18 protein-coding genes are annotated in these 18765 nt (G+C 62.6%); 7 read left to right on the forward strand and 11 right to left on the reverse strand.

Going from position 1 to position 18765, the window contains the following annotated elements; translation table 11 throughout:
• Window positions 1-65: 65 nt before the first annotated feature.
• Entirely contained in the window at window positions 66-1394 is a 1329-nt protein-coding gene (locus J2857_RS04695) for an aspartate aminotransferase family protein (RefSeq protein WP_037078034.1), read from the reverse strand.
• Window positions 1395-1734: 340 nt separating this feature from the next.
• Between J2857_RS04695 and J2857_RS04700 the strand changes: the two genes are divergently transcribed.
• Window positions 1735-3738, forward strand: coding sequence for a GAF domain-containing protein (locus J2857_RS04700; protein WP_210008856.1), 2004 nt, complete (start codon window positions 1735-1737; stop codon window positions 3736-3738).
• 4 nt (window positions 3739-3742) lie between these two features.
• The gene (locus J2857_RS04705) at window positions 3743-4123 is read left to right on the forward strand and encodes a response regulator (protein ID WP_210008857.1); all 381 of its coding nucleotides are present in this window, start codon (window positions 3743-3745) and stop codon (window positions 4121-4123) included.
• 133 nt (window positions 4124-4256) lie between these two features.
• Here J2857_RS04705 and J2857_RS04710 read toward each other — a convergent pair whose 3' ends face one another.
• The 5 genes from J2857_RS04710 to J2857_RS04730 form a co-directional block, all read right to left on the reverse strand.
• On the reverse strand, window positions 4257-4577 hold the full coding sequence (locus J2857_RS04710; RefSeq protein WP_210008858.1) for an ArsR/SmtB family transcription factor: 321 nt from the start codon (window positions 4575-4577) through the stop codon (window positions 4257-4259).
• 124 nt (window positions 4578-4701) lie between these two features.
• The gene (locus J2857_RS04715) at window positions 4702-5451 is read right to left on the reverse strand and encodes a HugZ family protein (protein WP_245363012.1); all 750 of its coding nucleotides are present in this window, start codon (window positions 5449-5451) and stop codon (window positions 4702-4704) included.
• 97 nt (window positions 5452-5548) lie between these two features.
• Window positions 5549-6616 (reverse strand): choline ABC transporter ATP-binding protein, encoded by a 1068-nt coding sequence (gene choV, locus J2857_RS04720; protein WP_210008860.1) that lies wholly within the window; start codon window positions 6614-6616, stop codon window positions 5549-5551.
• Window positions 6613-7473: a choline ABC transporter permease subunit gene (gene choW, locus J2857_RS04725; protein WP_245363013.1), complete on the reverse strand. Its 861-nt coding sequence runs from the start codon at window positions 7471-7473 to the stop codon at window positions 6613-6615. Before choW ends, choV begins: the two co-directional genes overlap by 4 nt.
• A 63-nt stretch (window positions 7474-7536) precedes the next feature.
• Window positions 7537-8493: a choline ABC transporter substrate-binding protein gene (locus J2857_RS04730; protein WP_210008862.1), complete on the reverse strand. Its 957-nt coding sequence runs from the start codon at window positions 8491-8493 to the stop codon at window positions 7537-7539.
• 197 nt (window positions 8494-8690) lie between these two features.
• On the opposite strand from J2857_RS04730, the gene J2857_RS04735 reads away from it, so the two are divergent.
• Together J2857_RS04735 and J2857_RS04740 are read left to right on the forward strand one after the other, a co-directional pair.
• Entirely contained in the window at window positions 8691-9272 is a 582-nt protein-coding gene (locus J2857_RS04735; protein WP_210008863.1) for a thymidine kinase, read from the forward strand.
• Between the two features lie 163 nt (window positions 9273-9435).
• A complete protein-coding gene (locus tag J2857_RS04740) occupies window positions 9436-9882 on the forward strand; it encodes a pseudoazurin (protein WP_210008864.1) in 447 nt (148 codons plus the stop codon).
• A gap of 23 nt (window positions 9883-9905) precedes the next feature.
• On the opposite strand, the gene J2857_RS04745 is transcribed toward J2857_RS04740, so the two are convergent.
• Both J2857_RS04745 and J2857_RS04750 read right to left on the reverse strand, forming a co-directional pair.
• Window positions 9906-10043: a hypothetical protein gene (locus J2857_RS04745; RefSeq protein WP_210008865.1), complete on the reverse strand. Its 138-nt coding sequence runs from the start codon at window positions 10041-10043 to the stop codon at window positions 9906-9908.
• Between the two features lie 68 nt (window positions 10044-10111).
• Entirely contained in the window at window positions 10112-11173 is a 1062-nt protein-coding gene (locus tag J2857_RS04750; RefSeq protein WP_210008866.1) for a methyltransferase domain-containing protein, read from the reverse strand.
• Window positions 11174-11434: 261 nt separating this feature from the next.
• Between J2857_RS04750 and J2857_RS04755 the strand changes: the two genes are divergently transcribed.
• Both J2857_RS04755 and J2857_RS04760 read left to right on the forward strand, forming a co-directional pair.
• Window positions 11435-12373: a hypothetical protein gene (locus tag J2857_RS04755; RefSeq protein WP_210008867.1), complete on the forward strand. Its 939-nt coding sequence runs from the start codon at window positions 11435-11437 to the stop codon at window positions 12371-12373.
• Between the two features lie 137 nt (window positions 12374-12510).
• Entirely contained in the window at window positions 12511-13659 is a 1149-nt protein-coding gene (locus J2857_RS04760; protein ID WP_210008868.1) for a DUF2333 family protein, read from the forward strand.
• A 15-nt stretch (window positions 13660-13674) separates the two neighbouring features.
• Here the strand turns inward: J2857_RS04760 and J2857_RS04765 are convergent, their stop codons facing one another.
• From J2857_RS04765 to J2857_RS04775, 3 genes are all read right to left on the reverse strand, one after another.
• Window positions 13675-14145, reverse strand: coding sequence for a PAS domain-containing protein (locus J2857_RS04765; protein ID WP_210008869.1), 471 nt, complete (start codon window positions 14143-14145; stop codon window positions 13675-13677).
• 38 nt (window positions 14146-14183) lie between these two features.
• A complete protein-coding gene (locus J2857_RS04770; protein ID WP_210008870.1) occupies window positions 14184-14909 on the reverse strand; it encodes a helix-turn-helix transcriptional regulator in 726 nt (241 codons plus the stop codon).
• Window positions 14910-15066: 157 nt separating this feature from the next.
• Complete coding sequence (locus J2857_RS04775) at window positions 15067-15528, reverse strand: Lrp/AsnC ligand binding domain-containing protein (protein WP_210010033.1); 462 nt, start codon at window positions 15526-15528, stop codon at window positions 15067-15069.
• Window positions 15529-15638: 110 nt separating this feature from the next.
• On the opposite strand from J2857_RS04775, the gene putA reads away from it, so the two are divergent.
• The gene (putA, locus tag J2857_RS04780) at window positions 15639-18761 is read left to right on the forward strand and encodes a bifunctional proline dehydrogenase/L-glutamate gamma-semialdehyde dehydrogenase PutA (RefSeq protein ID WP_210008871.1); all 3123 of its coding nucleotides are present in this window, start codon (window positions 15639-15641) and stop codon (window positions 18759-18761) included.
• The last annotated feature ends 4 nt before the right edge of the window (window positions 18762-18765 follow it).

The following is an 18765-nucleotide window of genomic DNA, read 5'->3' on the forward strand; positions in this document are numbered from 1 at the left end:
AGTTGCTACCGAATTCCGAAAAAAAGCGGCCCGGAGGCCGCCTTTTCCGCATCGAGGCATTCGCCTCAGATATTGCTCGTCAGGATTTCGCGCAGTTTCCCGAAGATCTCGTCGATGTGGTGCTTTTCGACGATCAGCGGCGGGGACATGGCGATGGTGTCGCCGGTGGTACGGATCAGCAGGCCGTTTTCATAGGCCTTCAGGAAGGCCGTGAAGGCGCGTTTGGTGGGTTCGCCGGCGATCGGGTCGAGTTCGATCGCGCCGATCAGGCCGAGGTTTCTGATGTCGATGACATTCGGCAGGTCTTTGAGCGAATGCAGGCCTTCCTCCCAGTAGGGGGCGATGTCGCGGGCGCGGTCGAACAGGCCTTCTTCCTTGTAGGTTTCGAGCGTCGCAAGGCCGGCGGCCGAGGCGATCGGGTTGCCGGAATAGGTGTAGCCGTGCATGAACTCGATCATGTGTTCCGGGCCGGTCATGAACGCGTCGTGGATCTCGGAGGTGACGAACACCGCGCCCATCGGGATCACGCCGTTGGTGAGGCCCTTGGCTGTGGTGATGATGTCCGGCTTGACGTCGAAATACTGGGCCGCGAACGGGGCGCCGAGGCGGCCGAAACCGGTGATGACTTCGTCGAAGATCAACAGGATGCCGTGCTTGGTGCAGATCTCGCGCAGCTTCTGCAGATAGCCCTTCGGCGGGATCAGCACGCCGGTGGAGCCGGCCACGGGCTCGACGATGACGGCGGCGACGGTCGAGGCGTCATGCAGGGTGACGATGCGCTCAAGCTCGGTGGCAAGATCGCCGCCATGTTCCGGCTCGCCCTTGGTGAAGGCGTTCTTGCCCGGCAGGTGGGTGTGCGGCAGGTGGTCGACGCCGGTCAAAAGCGTGCCGAACATCTTGCGGTTGGAGACGATGCCGCCGACCGAGATGCCGCCGAAATTGACGCCGTGGTAACCGCGCTCGCGGCCGATCAGGCGGAAGCGCGAGCCGTTGCCCTTCACGCGGTGGTAGGCGAGCGCCACCTTCAGCGCGGTCTCGACCGATTCCGAGCCGGAATTGGTGTAGAGGACGTGGTTCATGCCTTCGGGAGCGATATCGACGAGGCGGTTGGCGAGTTCGAACGCTTTCGGATGGCCCAGCTGGAAAGCCGGCGCATAATCCAGTTCGCCGGCCTGTTCGCGGATTGCCTCGGTAATCTTCGGACGGCAGTGGCCGGCATTGACGCACCAGAGGCCCGCGGTGGCATCAAGCACCTGGCGGCCGTCATGGGTCGTGTAATGCATATCCTTGGCGGCGACGAAAAGGCGGGGTTCCTGCTTGAACTGGCGATTTGCCGTAAACGGCATCCAGAACGCCCGCAGGTCGTTGGGCGTGGTATTCAGGCGGTTGGACATGACATTCTCCATGGCCATTCGGTTTCTTCGGGTGGCCATTTCCCGGTCGGCGTCATTGCACCAAGTTTTGACTGCATGGTCAAATTATCAGCGGGATTGGGGGCGTCAACCGCCTTCGGAGCGAAGGCGGCCTCGAATCTTGCGTCCTGGCGAAAACGGTCCGGTCCGGCCTTGCCGGTTGACGCGATTGCTCCTGGACGGGCGGTCCGGTCGCTCGGGTTTCCAACAAAGGCTCAAGATTTCAAAGCGGTTTCCGCCGGTTGTGAAATTTGGTTGCGTCTCTCTGGTCTTTTGGAGAAAGCTGCCAATATCGCGTTAAACTTCAATTTCGAGACCCTCATTGGCCGATCCCGATCTCAACGAAGACATGCATATCGAGCGACTGGAAGCACTCGATGCCTACAACATCATGGACACCGAGCCGGAGCCGGAGTTCGACGATATCGTGCTTGTCGCTTCCACGCTCTGCGGCACACCCGTGGCGCTCGTCAGCCTGGTCGAGAGGGACCGGCAGTGGTTCAAGGCGCGCGTCGGGTTCGAGGCATGCGATACGCCGATCGAGCAGTCGGTCTGCGCCCATGCGCTCGGCAGTTCCGAGGTGCTTGTCATTCCCGACCTGCAGCTCGATCCGCGCACCCGGGCCAATACGCTCGTCACCGGCGAGCCGCATATCCGCTTTTATGCAGGCGCGCCGTTGATCACGCCCGACGAGGTGGTCATCGGCACACTCTGCGTCATCGATGTCGAACCGCGGCCGCAGGGTCTGGAGGAGGGGCAGAAGGCAGCCCTTCAGGCGCTTGCCCGGCAGGTCATCACGCTTCTCGAAATGCGGCGCATCTCGCAGCGCAAGGACGATCTGTTCCGGCGCCAGAAGTCGATCAGCGCCAATATCCGGTCCAGCGTCAATGCGAGCCTCGCGGCCCAGGAGGCAGGCAGGATCGGCACGTTCGAAATCGACATCGCCTCCTCGATGATGCGCGTCTCGCGGGAATTCTGCCGCATCTTCCACCTGCCCATCGCCGAGACCTATCCCACCCGAGTGGTCGAAGACATGGTGCTGCCGCAGGACAAGGAACTGCAGTCCAGCGATGCCACCAGACGGGAGGGGAGTGCGCCACTCGACGTCGAATACCGCATTCGCGTGCCGGGATACGGGCTGCGCTGGATCGCCCGCAATGCCAGCTTCCGCCATGACGAGGCGGGCCGCCCGGTCAAGATGATCGGCACGGTCAGGGACGTGACCGCTGCCAAACGGGAAGCCGCCCGGGTGCAGGCCCTGCTCGATGTCGGCGACCGGCTGCGCGACCTCAGCGACATGGAATCGATGGCGATCGCCGCCGGCGACCTGATGGCCAAGGCACTCGATGCGACGCGCGCCGGTTTCGGCATCGTCAACGCGGCCGACGAGACGGTGATGGTGCCGCCCGAATGGTGCGCGCCCGGGGTCAAGAGCCTTGCCGGATTGCACCATTTCCGGGACTACGGTTCGTTCATCGACGACCTGAAACGCGGCGAAGCCGTTGTCGTCGCCGATGTCGCCACCGATCCGCGCACCCGCGACCACGCGCCGGCGCTTCTGGCGCTCGGCATCCGCGTGCTCGTCAACGTGCCGATCTTCGAGCTCGGGCGTTTCGGGCTCGTCGCCTTCATTCACCACGACCAGCCTTACCCCTGGGTCGAGGAGGAGATTTCCTTCGTCCGCAGCTTCGGCAACCGCATCCAGATCGCGATGGCGCGGGTTCAGGCCGAGCTGGAGCAGCAGATGCTCAACAGGGAGATGAGCCACCGGCTCAAGAACACGCTGTCAATGGTGCAGGCGATCGCGACCCAGACGCTCCGGCCGGTGGCGGAGCGGGACCTTGTGCAGGCGTTCGAAAAGCGCCTGCACGCGCTGAGCACCGCCCACGATATCCTGTTCGAGCAGAACTGGACGAGCGCCTCGGTCTATGCGGTCGTGGACCGGACGATGAATGGGATCGGCGTTCGCGACCGGATCGATGCACAGGGCCCGAACGTGCGGTTCGGGCCGAAAGGCTCGCTTTCCCTTTCCCTGCTCCTGCACGAGTTGACGACGAATGCGATGAAATACGGGGCGCTCTCCAACGATACGGGGCGGGTGGCGATCGATTGGCGCATCGATGGTACCGGAGACGGCGCAATCTTCCATCTCTCCTGGAGGGAAACCGGCGGGCCGCCTCCGCGTGAGCCGGAGCGCCAGGGTTTCGGCTCCAAGCTTATTCGCATGGGTTTGATCGGAACCGGTGGTGTCCTCGTCAGTTATGACCATCCGGGGTTCAGCGCTGAGATGACGGCTGCGCTCCTTCAGCTGGCACAGACGGACTGACCGGATGGGACAATCCACACCGCTAAGAAAACAGGCTGTCCTCGTGGTCGAGGACGAACCTCTTTTGCGCATGATGGCAATAGACCTGGTGGAGGAAGCGGGGTTCCAGGCGGTCGAGGCAGCCGACGCCGACGAGGCGGTGACGATCCTGGAAACGCGCGCCGATATCCGCATCGTCTTCACCGATATCGACATGCCCGGCAGCATGAACGGCATGAAGCTGGCGGCTGCCGTGCGCGACCGCTGGCCGCCGATCGAGATCATCATCGTGTCGGGGCAGGTCCGTCCGGGTGAGGGCGATCTGCCCGAGCGCAGCGTGTTCTTTTCCAAACCCTACGATTGGCAGAAAGTGACCGCGACGCTGCATCGCATGGCTGAGCACTGACAGTTTGATGCCAAGACCTGCGTTTGCAGGCTGGATACCGGATCGGCCGCCCCGCATGGAAATGCCCCAGCTCCCGACCATCATGGCGGGGGCTGGGGCGGGGCAGCGTGACGTCATGTCAGCGCTGTCATTCTTACGCGGCTGCTGATTTCTTCTGTGCCGGAGTGCAGTAGATCTCTTCCAAGGTATCGAGGACCTTGATGACCGCTTCCGACGAGCTGGAGTAATAGATGGTCTGCGCATCGCGGCGGGTCTTTACCAGCTTCTGGGCCCGCAGCTTGGAAAGGTGCTGGGACAGTGCTGATTGGCTGAGGCCTACTTGCGACGCAAGCGCACCCACGGCCACTTCGCCCTTCACCAGGCAGCACAGGATCATCAACCGTTTCGGGTTGGCCATAGCAGACAGCAGGCCTGCAGCTGCGTTGGAGTGCTCAGAGAGTGCCATCGTATCCATACGTTTTAAATTCCCCTCGTATTCCAAAGCGGTCCCCCGCTCCAAAATTCGGCCCATCGTCCTATGGTCGAAAATTAGCAAGGAGCAAAAGGGATTGTATATCCCTAAATTTCAGGTAACCCCGTTATCGTATTTTAGCGATCTCAAAAACATAATCAAGAACGGCTTGAGGAGACGTCGCAAGCGCCTCGAATTCGTGCCTGAGTTGAAAATCTCCCGCGATAAGGTCGATTCCGGCCCGGTCAACACCTCCAAAGCGCCAGTTTTTCCCGTTTTCCGTGCCGAGACGAGCGGCAATTTTTTGAGCCTGCTCCGTCATATTTTTTAATTTTTCTTGCAGGTCCAGCCATTCCGCTGTCATCCCCGGCTCGGGAATCACCAAGTCTGATCCGGTTAGCATGTATGCACGGCCGAATCCTCCGTTCAAGGAAGCTGCCTGCGGAGTGATTCGGAAAAAGCGGAAATCACCAAAATCTGCATACAATTCGGCCTTGGGATGGCGATCCAGAAAACGCTGGCGTATGCGCGCATGTTCGGGCGTATCGCGGGCGACACCCTCGGCGAGGCACTGGACGGTGATCCGCGGATGGGCGAGCGGATCGCCCTTGCCGGGCTCGCCGGCCAGAAGCGAGCAGCGCGGATCGGCGACCAGGCCTTTCGTATGGCCGGAGAGGCCCGAGACGAGGATGACCGGCACGCCGTCGACATCGGTGGCGGTAAGCGCACGGCTGGCGGAGGGGAAGCCGGTCTCCGGATCAAGGACCGCCAGGGCCATGTAACGCGCTCCACGGACCAGCGTGCGGGCAAGCCGGCGCGCCTCGTCATCGGTATCGCGCAGCACCTGCGGCCTGTCGGTCTGCTGTTCGTCGGCCAATTCCGTCGATCTCCTGTTCGTCCGCCGGCGGGCGGCCGCATTCGGCCGTGGCATACCATCCCGCGCGGCGAAACGAAAGGTGACTTGATGGCTCCGCTTATTCCGCGTCGCGGCGGCGGTGGCGGGTCAGGCCGGCAATCACGTCATCGGACGAAATGCTGCCGATGATCGCGCCGTTATCGACCACCCCGATGGCGCCCGGCTGACGCGACAGCGCATCGAGGATGTCGACGAGCGGCGTCGTCGGCAGCGCGGTGGCGGAGACGGCCGTGGCGCCGGCCACAGGGCCTACCCCGGTGCGCATCACGTCGCCGGCGGTCAGCATGCTGATCGGGTTGAGGTGCTGCACGAAATCGGCGACATACTGGTCGGCCGGGTCGCGAACGATTTCCTGGGGTGTGCCGCACTGGATGATGTGCCCGCCCTCCATGATGGCGATGCGATTGCCGATCCGGAAGGCTTCGTCGAGATCGTGGCTGACGAAGAGGATGGTCTTCTTCAGCCGCCGCTGGAATTCGAGAAGCTCGTCCTGCAGGCGGGTGCGGATCAGCGGATCGAGGGCCGAGAACGGCTCGTCCATCAGGAGGATCGGCGCGCCGGTCGCAAAGGCGCGGGCAAGGCCGACGCGCTGCTGCATGCCGCCCGAGAGTTCACCGACCTTGCGGTCCGCCCATTTCGTCAGGTTGACCAGTTCGAGCTGTTCGTTGACCCGCTTGGTTCGCTCGGCATCCGGAACGCCGGCGAGCTCCAGGCCGAAGCCGACATTTTCCGAGACGGTGCGCCAGGGGAGGAGGCCGAACTGCTGGAAGACCATCGAGACCGTGTGCATGCGGAGATCCCGCAGCACTTTGGGGTTCGACTTGTAGGGATCGACCGGACCCGAGGACGTGGCGACGCTGACATTGCCGCGCACGACGGGGGCAAGCCCGTTGACCGCGCGCAGCAGGGTCGACTTGCCGGAGCCGGACAGGCCCATCAACACGAGGATCTCGCCCTCGTGAATGGTGAGCGACGCATTGGCGACGCCCATGACGATACCTGTCGCAGCACTGATCTCGTCGCGGGTCTTGCCCTGGTCGACCATGGCCAGAGCCCGTTCCGGCTTGTCGCCAAAGACGATGTCGACATTGTCGAAAACGACGCAATTGGTTGTTTGGGCGGTCATTGGCCGTCTCCCGTCGATGTGCGGAACATGCGGTCGAGGATGATCGCCAGGATGACGATGCACAGGCCCGAATCGAAGCCGCGGGCGACGTTCACGGTGTTCAGCGCTCGCAGCACGGGCACGCCGAGGCCGTTGGCACCGACCAGCGCCGCGATGACCACCATCGACAGCGACAGCATGATCGTCTGGGTGAGGCCGGCCATGATCTGCGGCATGGCATAGGGCAGTTCCACCTTGCGCAGGATTTGCGACGGCGTGGCGCCGAAGGCGACCGCCGCTTCCCGGAGCGAGCTCGGGGTCGAGACGATGCCGAGGCGGGTTAGGCGGATCGGTGCCGGGATTGCGAAGATTACGGTGGCGATCAGGCCCGGAACCATGCCGAGGCCGAAGAGGATCAGCGCCGGGATGAGGTAGACGAAGCTCGGCAGCGTCTGCATCAGGTCGAGAACCGGCCGCATGGCTTCGTAGAACCATTGACGGCGGGCAGCGGCGATACCGAGCGGCACGCCGACCACCATGCTGACGGCGGTCGATGCGAGCACCAGCGCCAGCGTTTCCGTCGTCTCCTTCCAGTAGCCCTGGTTGAAGATCAGCAGCAGGCCGAAGAAGGTAAAGGCCGCGAGCACGAGGGAGCGGCGCAGCCACCAGGACAGCCCGGTCATGGCGGCCATGACGATCAGCGGATGCGGGGTCGCCAGACACCACAAAAGGCCGTTGATCACGCCCAGGAGAACTGAGGAAAGCCAGTCGAAGAACCAGTCGGCATTCGCCGTCAACCAGTCAACGACTGCCTTTGCCCATAAACCGATAGGTATTCGATGGCTTGCGATCCAATCCACGAGAAAACTGCCGTCCATAGGGAGAGAAAGGGCGGGCTCCGGGGCAGACGATCCGCCGCCCCGGAAATATTTTCGGGACTGTTAGAGGCCGAGCGCCTTCTTGACGGCAGCGAGACCGTCCTTACCGTCATAGGTGGTGACGCCTGCAAGCCAGGGCTCGATGACCTTCGGATTGGCCTTCAGCCAGGTCTTGGCCGCTTGGTTTGCATCCTCGCTGTCGTTGAGGATCTTGCCCATGATGGTGTTTTCCATGTCGAGCGAGAACTTCACGTTCTTGAGGAGCTTGCCGAGATTCGGGCATTGGGCGACAAAACCGCCGCGCGCCACGGTGTAGACCGTCGCGCCGCCGTAGTTCGGGCCGAAGACGGTATCGTCGCCGCCGGCGAGATAGGTGATCTCATGGGCGACGTTCATCGGGTGCGGCGCCCAGGCGAGGAAGACGACCGGCTTCTTGTCCTTGTCGGCGCGGGTGACCTGGGTCAGCATGCCCTGCTCGGAGGATTCGACGACTTCGAAACCTTTCAGGCCGAAGGTGTTGGCATCGATCAGCGAAACGATCATGCCGTTGCCTTCGTTGCCCGGCTCGATGCCGTAGATCTTGCCGTCGAGTTCCTTCTTGTGGGTGGCGATGTCCTTGAAGTCCTTGATGCCGAGCTTGGCGCCTGCGGCGTTGGTGCCGAGCGTGTACTTGGCGCCTTCGAGGTTGACGGCGATGCTCTCGATCGACTTGTCGTCGAGATAGGGCTGCAGCGCTTCTTTCTGCGCCGGCATCCAGTTGCCGAGGAAGAGATCGATATCCTTGTTCTTCATGGAAGAATAGGTCACCGGAACGCCGAGCGTCTTGACGTCGGCCTTGTAGCCGAGCGCCTCGAGGACCTGGATGAAGGAGGCGTTGGTCGAAGCCAGGTCGGTCCAGCCCACATCCGAAATCCGGACGGTCTTGCAGGCTTCCGGCTCGGCGGCGGATGCAGTGCCTACGATCGAAAGGATCGACGCGGCGGCGACGAGCGTGGTCTTCAGTGAGGTAGTCATGCGCATGGGCTGCTCCCGTTTTTTTGGTTCCCGCCATTATCAATATATGCTGAGACGAGGCAAGCGCGCGCATTCGCGGCGGAGAATGGGGTGCATTTGCGACATTTGTGACTTTCTCGCCCAGCGTTGCCCAGTCTACAGTTTCCTGTGGTTTTCGGCAAAGCCCGCTTTTCTTAAATCCCGATCGCGATCAGAAGGCAGATATGGCCAAGCTCTATTTCCATTACGCCACCATGAACGCCGGCAAGTCGACCATGCTCCTGCAGGCTTCCTATAACTACCGCGAGCGCGGCATGCGCACGGCGATCTTCACCGCCGCGCTCGACGACCGGGCCGGCCAGGGACGCGTTGCCTCGCGGATCGGGCTCTCTTCCGAGGCCATTCCCTTCAACTCGTCGGACGACCTCTATGCGGCGATAGAGGCGATGCATCGGGAAGAACCGATTACCTGCGTGTTCGTCGACGAGGCGCAGTTCCTGTCGCGCGAGCAGGTCTGGCAGCTGGCGCGAATCTCCGACCGGGTCGGCATCCCCGTCATGGCCTATGGGTTACGGACCGATTTCCAGGGCAAGCTGTTTCCCGGCTCGCTGGAACTGCTGGCGATCGCCGACGAGCTGCGCGAAGTGCGCACCATCTGCCATTGCGGCCGCAAGGCGACCATGGTGGTTAGGCTCGACGACGACGGCAAGCTGGTGCGCGAAGGCGCCCAGGTCGATGTCGGCGGCAACGAGAAATATGTTTCGCTGTGCCGGCGGCACTGGGAAGACCAGATGCGCTGCGAGTGATGCTCGGAATTTAAAGCTCCGTTCACCCTGTGGGACGGAAAGCCGCGGCGATGAGGCGAAAATTGATGCTGGTCAAAGTCTGCGCCCGGGAACATATCTAAGTGTCACATCCGAAACGTCCCCGGACCGACGGCTCGGTGGTTCCCAGCAGGAGTATTCTCGCATGCGCAAGACCACGAAAACCTTTACCCTTGCCACCAGCCTCGCCCTGTTCGCCCTGCCGGCCTTCAGTGCCGAGATCGAGGTGAAGATGCTCAACAAGGGCAGCGACGGCGAAGCCATGGTGTTCGAGCCCGCGGCGGTAAAGGTGCAGGTGGGCGACACGATCAGGTTCGTGCCGGTCGACAAGGGGCATGACGTGGTTTCGATGCCGGGCCTGGTGCCTGAAGGGGTTGCCGAAATCAAGGGCAAGATCAGCCAGGAATTTTCTTTCACGGCCGACAAGCCTGGTGCCTACGTCTTCAAGTGCACGCCGCATTTCGGCATGGGCATGGTCGCGGTGATCGTCGTCGGCGACACGCCGGCCAATCTCGACGCGGTGAAGGGTGCCAAGATGCCGAAAAAGGCGAAGGACCGCCTCGACGCCGAGATCGCCAGGCTCGGGCTCTGACCTTTCCGGGACTTTTTCCTGCGTTATGCCGCAAATGCCACCTGCGGCCGGAGGTGCCCGTGACGCCGCGGCACATGTGAATTGTACGGCCGACCGGCCGAGCCGCCGATCACCCAGGCCGAGATCCTGGTTTCGCCGGAAGGCGCAAGCAGCCCTGGCATCACCGGTATCCTGGTGCCAGGGCCTGCCTCCGATACGTGCGTCCGGAAACGCGTATGCCCGAAGCAGCTCAGGCTCGCACTTCGAAGATCATGTTGAACGGCGTTTCGCTCGCCCGACGGAAGTGCGAATAGCCGGCGTCGAGCGCCACCTTGCGAAGCTTCATCTCCCCAGCCTGCGCCCCAAGGCCAAGGCCCACCTCCTGAGCCATGGAGGCGGGAGTGCAGATCATGGCCGAGGCGCCGTAATAAACGCGCCCGACCGGGTTGAGATTGTCCTTGAGGCCGTCATGCGCGAAGGGTTCGACGATCATCCAGGTACCGTCTTTCGCCATCGTCTCGCGGATATGACGGCCTGCTCCGACCGGATCGCCCATATCGTGCAGGCAGTCGAACATGGCGACGAGATCGTAGTTGCCCGCTGGGAATTCCTTCGCCGAAGCCTGGCGGAACGTCACCCGGTCGTCGACACCGGCCTCCTGCGCCGCACGCTGTGCGCGCTCGATGGAGGGGGCGTGATAGTCGAACCCGTGGAAATGCGATTTCGGAAAGGCCTTGGCCATGAGGATCGTCGAGGCGCCATGACCGCAGCCGACGTCGGCAACTTCCGCCCCGCGTTCCAGCTTTTCCCGCACGCCCTGGAGGGCGGGAATCCACTCATCGACCAGATGACTGTTGTAGCCGGGCCGGAAGAAGCGCTCTGTGCCGCGGAAGAGGCAGTTGCTGTGTTCATGCCAGCCGAGCCCGCGGCCCGTGCGAAAGGCCTCTTCTACCTTCGGCTCATCCATCCACATCGACTGCACGATTTCGAAGGCGCCCCCGAAGAAGGCCGGGCTGTCCTCATTGGCAAAAACCAGCGCCTGCTCGGGCGTCATGGCGAACTTGTTCGAGGCTTCATCATAGGAAATGTAATCGGCCGCGGCCATGGCGGCGAGCCATTCGCGTACATTGCGTTCGGTAAGCCCCGTCGTTTCCGCCAGTTCCATCGACGATCGCGGCCGTCCATCCATCATCGCCCGGAACAGGCCGAGATGGTCGCCAAGGACGACAAGAACGCCGGACACGCCAGCGCCGAGATCGCCCACCAGGCGACCGACAAGTGCATCGACTTTCTGCATATCAGCTTCCTGCATAGCATCCTCCCTAGATGCGCCAGCCCACTCGATAGATCGACCCGCGGTGATTCTACGCTGAGGCGGCAGTCGGTCAATGATGCATTCGGGCTAGACGACCGATCAGAAGACTTAAGTTCCGCCGCACCGGAATCCTTTCCAGATTTCGATAACCGCTACCGGCATTTGCAGATTTCCGATTTTTCCTGGCAATAGGGCCGGGACGGCGTGGCATAATTCTGCGACGACGTTATCTTCTGCCGCGACGGTGGGAGAATGCGTGTGGCGGCACTTAAGAATTTCGACAGCGAGATCGAGCGGATCGGCGGTGTGCTGACCGCGACGCGCGACGCGCTGGGTCCAGCCTGCATCCTGCTTGCCGAGACGGCGAGAGGTCTCATCCTGCCGGATGAAGAGAGCCTGGCCGAAGAGGCCGAACGGCTCGCCGCCGAGATGCCGGAACGGCAGACGATCGAGGCGGCAATGGCCCGGCTGGTTGCGGACCTGGCCACCGAGATCGACGTTTCTGCTCGGGAGTTCGACAATCGCGACCTGCCGACGCGGCTCGAAACGCTGATCGGCTATATGTCCCGGGCCGCCAAACACCGCCGCCAGCAGGCCCGCTGGCGCAGCCCCGCGCCGCTCAACCGGCTGGCGGAACTCCTCCGGCGTGCCGATCGGCTCGCGGGTCTGGTCAAGTCGGAGCGGGACTTCCTGATTGGACGGCGCAGGGAGAGCGAGGGCGATCTGGTGACGCTCATCGACCACCGACCGGAGATCGTCGAAAAGCTGCGCGGCGAGGACGGTACCGCGATGACCGGCCTGGACGTGGTCGGCCACACCGAACCCGCGATCAAGGTCTTCCAGGATTTGGTCGCCGGCCTTAACGCCCGGGTGGGGACCTGCAACATCCTTCTGCACAAGCTGATTACCGATACGGAAAACCTTCTCATCCTCTACCGGATGGTTGCCGATGCCAGCCGGCAGGGCGATGCCGGCCTGAAGCCCGAACTTTTTCCGCATCTGGCCCCCGAGGTCGAGCGCTTCTCGAACGGCATGCTGACATTGCACGGCCTCGACCGCCGGCGGTATCGCGCCGATCAGGCGTTTGCCGAACGATTTCCCGCGGAGGCCGCGGGGGAGGCGGCCGACGCCGGTGGCAGAGCAGGCGGCTTTCGACTGCCGACTATTTTCGGCTTCAAGGTCATCCGGTCCCGATAGGACGCTGCCGAGGATCGGCTACGCGGCCGTTTCGGCGGTTGCGGCGAAACGTTGCGCCCCCGTTGTGCTTGTGGCGCCGAGCACATATGTGTGAGCCAAGCCAAATCGGATGCACCCCGCCTCACAAGGAGACAGCGATGCTCGACCGGATTACCGCCTTCTTTCAAGGAATCGGCCAGGCCGTCGGGCGAGGCATAGGGCTGTTGATCGCCTGGTTCGTCTGGCCGTTCATGGCCGCACATGGGTGGTACCGCCAGCGCCACTGGATGGTGAAGGGGCCTATCCTCGCCTTTCTGGTGCTGATGCTCGGGCTCTACGGTTATTTCTTCTGGCAGACGCAGGTCTGGACCAATTTCAATCCGAATTTCGTCGATAGCTACCGCTGGTCGGAGCGCACCGTGCCGGCCGGCCAGGAATTGCCGACAACGGCTCCTGCAAGCGCCAATGCGACAGCTCCGGCGACCGGGGCGAGACAATGCCAGTCTTCGGCGATCGTCGATGCGGCCGCCGATCTCACCGACATGAACGTCAATCAGAATGCCTGGATTTCCTCGATGCTGCTCTACCGGCTGGGGTTCTTCGGCATTGACTGGGATCACACCCCATTCCTTGACAACAAGGCCTCGTTCCAGCGCGGCGTCAATCAGGCGGTGCGGCGCACCTCGACGGAGCTCGTCGACTCGCTTGGGCGCGTGCGCGGTACGTCGAGCATCAACAACAATCTCCAGGATGCGCGCGGAAACCTGCAGTTCGACGAATATTCCTGGTATTTCGGCCTCAGCCCGTTCGGACCGAAGACACCGACGCCGAGCTATTATCGCGCCGCGATCGGCAAGCTCCGGGCCTTCAACGCCGATCTGACCTCCTGCAACGCAACCTTCGACAGCCGCGCCGACAACCTGATCCAGTTCATCGACCGGATCGCCAACGATCTCGGCGGCACCTCGGCGATCCTGCGGGAGCGCTCGGAGAACTACAATGCCGGCTGGTTCGACACCCGCGCCGACGACCGCTTCTGGTTCGCCTATGGCCAGCTCTACGGCTATTACGCCGTGCTGACGGCTGCCGGGGCGGATTTCTCCCAGGTGATCCGCGAGCGCAATATCGGGCCGCTCTGGACCGATACGCTGTCGCAGTTCAAGTCGGCGCTGCGCATTCAGCCGGCGATCATCTCCAACGGCCGCGAGGACGGCTGGATCATGCCGAGCCACCTGGCGGTGATGGGTTTCTATACGCTCCGGGTCCGCTCGAACCTGGTGGAATTGCGCTCGGTGCTCGACCGGTAAGCCGGCTGGCGCCGGTCAGTCTTTCGGGAGACTCGGTTCGTCGAGAAAGAACGTCACGCCAGGACGCTCGGCAAAAAACTCGTAGGTCATGCCGACGACCTCGCCGCTCGTGCCCGGCTTGTCGCGGAACTTGCCGACGCTGCGAACGTATTTGTAGTGCTCGGCACCGGCTTTGACACGGTAGATGTTGTGATAGGTCACGCGTTCGCCGCTGGCGCGCTCGAAGGTTTCCATCAGTTGCGGCATATCGTCGGGATGGATACGGGCCGTGATGGCGACCATGTTCATCGGACCGTCCGACGGCTCCAGTCCCAGGATGCGACAGACATCCTCCGTCGCGAAGAAGTGGCCGGTGTCCAGATCGATCCGCCAATAGCCGTAGCAACGGAAGGCCGAGGCGAGTTCAACCACCTCGTCTGCAGAAAGCCCCACTTCGCGGTATTGAGTATTGACGCGTTTTTCGGTGTGTTCGACCCAAAACGTCAATCGTTTTCTCCCATAGGCCGGGAGATAACGCCCCAACCTTACACTATGAGTCTCAATCTCAATGCCTTAGCTACCAACTGGGTGCGGTTGACGCAATCCAGTTTCTTTATGGCATTGGTCATATATGCGTTAACGGTATGATCCGAGAGAGAAAGAATCCGCCCGATTTCCGAGGATGTCTTGCCCTGCGCCGTCCAGCGGACGACCTCCAGTTCGCGGGTGGTGAGGGGGCCGGCTGAGCCGGTTCTGGCACTGCGGCGGATCTTGTCGAAGACATCGAAGGCATGCAGCACGATCATGCCGATCTCGTTGAGCTCCACCTGGCTCAGCCGATGCCGGACGCCGTCGAAGCGCAGCATGAAACGACCGCCATCGATCGAATGCAACGCCATCGCGACGCTTGTGATGATGTCGTAGCGGCGCTGCAATTCGTCCATCTCGACAGCAACCGGGAAACCGCGCACGCTTTCCGGATCGTCGATCGACCAGCAATAGGGAAGAGCGGATTTCGAGATGATCGACGCGACCGGACAGAGCTTCAAAAGGCGGCGGCGGTCGAATTCCTGGACATAGCTTACGGGCAGCGTCGTCTCGACGATCATCCGCGACAAAAGCGTCTCGTCCGCTCTGGTGGCGGCGAAAAGCGTGATGTGGCGAAACCCGAACTCGTGGGCAACGCGTTTCAGAGCAGCAAATATTTCCACTCGCGTATCCGCGGCGGAAATCTCGCTGTTCAGAATCGATTGCCGTTCCAAAGTGATCATGCGGGCGAGGCTGACAGATGGTTTATGTGATCGTTAACAAATATACAAATCGATTTGAATAGCCAGCGAAATTTCGTGCGCTGCAGCGGAAACCGATGCATTTTCCGATACAGGCTCACTTTATTTCCATGAATTCATGGAGTTACGGGGTCAAGATTTATACGGGGATATATCCGGTTCCCTTAATTTCCTCCATGACGGCATAGGTGTGGGTTTCCCTGACCCCTGGAAGCGGCAGAATCACCTCCGAGAGAAACTGCCGGTAGGCCTCCATTCCGGCGACCCGTGCCTTCACCAGATAGTCGAAGCCGCCTGCCACCATATGGCACTCCATCACGTCGTCGCTGCGTTTTACCGCGGCGGCGAATGCATCGAAAACGTCGGGCGTGGTGCGGTCGAGCTTGACCTGCACGAAGACGAGCAGACTGCGACCGAGCTTTTCCGGCGACAGCAAAGCGCTATAACCGGTGATGTATCCTTCGCGGGTCAGCCGCTTGACGCGCTCGGCGGTCGCCGTGGGTGAAAGCGAGACGCGGTCGGCGAGTTCGAGATTGCTCAGGCGCCCTTCTTTCTGAAGCGCGCGGAGGATTTTTCGGTCGAGACGGTCGATGTCTTTCATGTTTCTCTTAATTTTCAAGAAAATGCAGTGATATACACCATTAATGCCATAAAAATCCGCTGAAATCACCAGGGAATTCCCGCTATGGAGAGAATGAAACGGAGATGCATATGAGCCAGATTCTGACCGAAACCTTCACTCCCTTCAGTGCGCCCTATGCCGGCGACGACGACCGGCTGGTCCGGCAGTTCGCCGCCCGCACCAGCTTCACGCCTGCGCAGGACGCGGCGATCGACCAGCGGGCGCGGCGGATGATCAATGCCATCCGCGACGGGGCCGGCAAGGTCGGCGGCGTCGAGGATTTTTTGCGCGAATACGGGCTTTCGACCCGGGAGGGGCTGGCGCTGATGGTGCTTGCCGAGGCGCTGCTGCGCGTGCCCGACGCGCTGACCCAGGACCGGCTGATCGAGGACAAGCTGCGCGAGGGCGGCTGGAGCACCCATGAGGCCTCCGGCGACAGCTGGTTCGTGTCGGCATCGGCCTGGGCGCTTGCCGTTTCGGCGCGCGTCATCGGCCCCGGCGAAACGCCGGAGGGAATCCTGCGCGGTCTCGTCAAGCGCGTCGGCCTCCCGACCGTGCGCACCGCCACCAAGCAGGCGATGCGTTTCCTCGGCCACCATTTCGTGCTCGGCGAGACGATGAAGGACGCGCTTGTCCGTGCCGCCAAGAGCGAGGAGAAGGGCTATCGCCATTCCTTCGACATGCTGGGCGAGGGTGCCCGCACCGCCGAAGACGCCAAGCGCTATTTCCGTTCCTATGCCGACGCGATCCAGTCGATCGGCGCGCATATGAAGAAGCACGGCAAGGGCCGCCAGCTTCCCGACCGGATGGGGATTTCGGTCAAGCTCTCGGCGCTGCATCCGCGCTATCTCGCCACCCACCATGACCGGGTGATGGCGGAACTGGTGCCCGATCTCCTCGACCTTGCCCGGATGGCGAAGGAACATCAGCTCAATTTCACCGTCGATGCGGAAGAGGCCGACCGGCTGGAACTGTCGCTGGACGTGATCGCCGCTGTGTTCTCCGACCCGTCGCTGTCGGGTTGGGACGGCTTCGGCCTAGCGATCCAGGCCTACCAGAAGCGGGCTCCGGCAGTCATCGATTACATCGACCAGCTCTGCACGACGCATGGCCGGCGGATGATGGTGCGGCTCGTCAAGGGCGCCTATTGGGACACCGAGGTGAAGCGGGCGCAGGAGCGGGGGATCGAGGATTATCCGGTCTGGACCCGCAAGCCGGCGACGGACCTTGCCTATCTCGCCTGCGCCCAGCAGCTTCTCGCCAAGCGGGCGCGGATCTTCCCGCAATTTGCCACCCACAACGCGCTGACCGTCTCGACCATTCTGGAACTCGCCGGCCCCGACCGCACCGGCTTCGAGTTCCAGCGGCTGCACGGCATGGGCGAGGCGCTTTACGACGACCTGCTCGAAAGCAACGACCGGATCGCCTGCCGCATCTATGCGCCGGTCGGCGGTTATCGCGACCTGCTCGCCTATCTGGTGCGCCGGCTTCTCGAAAACGGCGCCAACTCCTCCTTCGTGGCGGTTGCCGGTGACCGCCAAGTTCCGGTCGAAAAGCTGCTCGAACGACCGGCCACGAGGCTCGGCCTCGATGACGGGATCAGCGCCCGGCACAAGCAGATCCCGCTTCCCTCCGACATCTACGGCCGCCGCAAGAACAGCGCCGGTTTCGAATTCGGCCACCGGGTCGAGCTCGAACGGCTGATGGCGAGCGTTTCCAAGTCGTGGGGCGAGGTGAAGGCCGGTCCGCTGGTGGCGGGCATTACCTCCAAGGCCGAGGAGAAGCCGGTGCGGTCTCCTTCCGACCGTTCGAAGATCGTCGGCACCGTGCGCGATGCGACGCCGGCCGATGTGGATGCCGCTTTTGCGGCTGCGGCCAGGGCTTTCCGGGCCTGGTCGCGCCAGCCGGTGGACATCCGCGCCGCGTGCCTGGAGCGGGCCGCCGGTCTGATGGAGGAAAACCGCGACCGGCTGCTGGCCCTGCTTGCCGCCGAGGCGGGCAAGACGCTGGACGACGGGATCGCCGAAATCCGCGAGGCGGTGGATTTCTGCCGCTACTACGCCGACAAGGGCCGCGAGCTGTTCGCGATGCCCACCTCGATGCCGGGACCGACCGGCGAGGACAACCGCCATTTTTGGCGCGGCCGCGGCGTGTTCGGCTGCATTTCGCCGTGGAATTTCCCGCTGGCGATCTTCCTCGGGCAGATCTCGGCGGCCCTGGTGGCCGGCAATACGGTGGTTGCCAAGCCCGCCCCGCAGACGCCGCTGATCGCCCATGAGGCAATCCGGCTGTTCCATCAGGCAGGTGTTCCGGCCGAGGTGCTGGCGCTGGTGCCGGGCGGACCCGATGTCGGTGCGGCGATCACGGCGCATCCAAAACTCGCGGGTATCGCCTTCACGGGCTCGACCAGGACGGCGCACGCGATCAACCGGGCGCTGGCCGCCAAGGACGGGCCGATCGTGCCCCTGATCGCCGAGACCGGCGGCATCAACGCGATGATCGTCGATGCGACGGCGCTGTCGGAACAGGTGGCGGACGACGTGGTCGTTTCTGCCTTCCGTTCGGCCGGCCAGCGCTGCTCGGCGCTGCGCCTGCTCTTTCTGCAGGAGGATGTCGCCGACGGCATGCTGAAGATGATCGAGGGGGCGGCAGCCGAGCTCAATCTCGATGATCCGGCAAAGCAGAATACCGATGTCGGGCCGATCATCGACGAGAACCAGAAACAAATGCTGGCCGATCACGTCGCGGACATGCGGGCGAAAAAGCAGAAGATACGTTACGCCGGGGGTGTGCCGCAGACCGGCAATTTCTTCGCGCCTCACATCATCGAACTCGACAGCGCAGCCGTGCTGACCAAGGAAGTGTTCGGCCCGGTTCTGCATGTGGTGCGCTTCAAGGCGAGGGAGTTCGACAAGGTACTCGCCGCGATCGACGCGACGGGCTACGGCCTGACGCTCGGCATCCACAGCCGCATCGAGGCGACCATCCGCAAGGTGACGGAAACGCTCGACACCGGCAATGTCTATGTCAACCGCAACATGATCGGCGCGGTGGTCGGCACCCAGCCCTTCGGCGGCTCCGGCCTTTCCGGCACCGGCTTCAAGGCGGGCGGGCCTGCCTATCTGATGCGGTTTGCCGAAGAACAGGTGATCTCGGTCAACACCGCGGCGGCCGGAGGGAACGCAAGCCTGATCGCGATCGGGGAGGGGTGAGGAG

The sequence above is a fragment of the Neorhizobium galegae genome (assembly GCF_017877055.1).
Taxonomy (GTDB): Bacteria; Pseudomonadota; Alphaproteobacteria; order Rhizobiales; family Rhizobiaceae; genus Neorhizobium; species Neorhizobium galegae_D.

What these genes read in the sequence shown, in the direction of transcription:
- choV (WP_210008860.1), bottom strand. Translation starts at nt 6,616, where the DNA reads ATGACCGCCCAAACAACCAATTGCGTCGTTTTCGACAATGTCGACATC.
- J2857_RS04695 (WP_037078034.1), bottom strand. Translation starts at nt 1,394, where the DNA reads ATGTCCAACCGCCTGAATACCACGCCCAACGACCTGCGGGCGTTCTGG.
- J2857_RS04730 (WP_210008862.1), bottom strand. Translation starts at nt 8,493, where the DNA reads ATGCGCATGACTACCTCACTGAAGACCACGCTCGTCGCCGCCGCGTCG.
- choW (WP_245363013.1), bottom strand. Translation starts at nt 7,473, where the DNA reads ATGGACGGCAGTTTTCTCGTGGATTGGATCGCAAGCCATCGAATACCT.
- J2857_RS04750 (WP_210008866.1), bottom strand. Translation starts at nt 11,173, where the DNA reads ATGCAGGAAGCTGATATGCAGAAAGTCGATGCACTTGTCGGTCGCCTG.
- J2857_RS04760 (WP_210008868.1), top strand. Translation starts at nt 12,511, where the DNA reads ATGCTCGACCGGATTACCGCCTTCTTTCAAGGAATCGGCCAGGCCGTC.
- putA (WP_210008871.1), top strand. Translation starts at nt 15,639, where the DNA reads ATGAGCCAGATTCTGACCGAAACCTTCACTCCCTTCAGTGCGCCCTAT.
- J2857_RS04740 (WP_210008864.1), top strand. Translation starts at nt 9,436, where the DNA reads ATGCGCAAGACCACGAAAACCTTTACCCTTGCCACCAGCCTCGCCCTG.
- J2857_RS04710 (WP_210008858.1), bottom strand. Translation starts at nt 4,577, where the DNA reads ATGGATACGATGGCACTCTCTGAGCACTCCAACGCAGCTGCAGGCCTG.
- J2857_RS04745 (WP_210008865.1), bottom strand. Translation starts at nt 10,043, where the DNA reads ATGCCAGGGCTGCTTGCGCCTTCCGGCGAAACCAGGATCTCGGCCTGG.
- J2857_RS04775 (WP_210010033.1), bottom strand. Translation starts at nt 15,528, where the DNA reads ATGAAAGACATCGACCGTCTCGACCGAAAAATCCTCCGCGCGCTTCAG.
- J2857_RS04705 (WP_210008857.1), top strand. Translation starts at nt 3,743, where the DNA reads ATGGGACAATCCACACCGCTAAGAAAACAGGCTGTCCTCGTGGTCGAG.
- J2857_RS04770 (WP_210008870.1), bottom strand. Translation starts at nt 14,909, where the DNA reads ATGATCACTTTGGAACGGCAATCGATTCTGAACAGCGAGATTTCCGCC.
- J2857_RS04735 (WP_210008863.1), top strand. Translation starts at nt 8,691, where the DNA reads ATGGCCAAGCTCTATTTCCATTACGCCACCATGAACGCCGGCAAGTCG.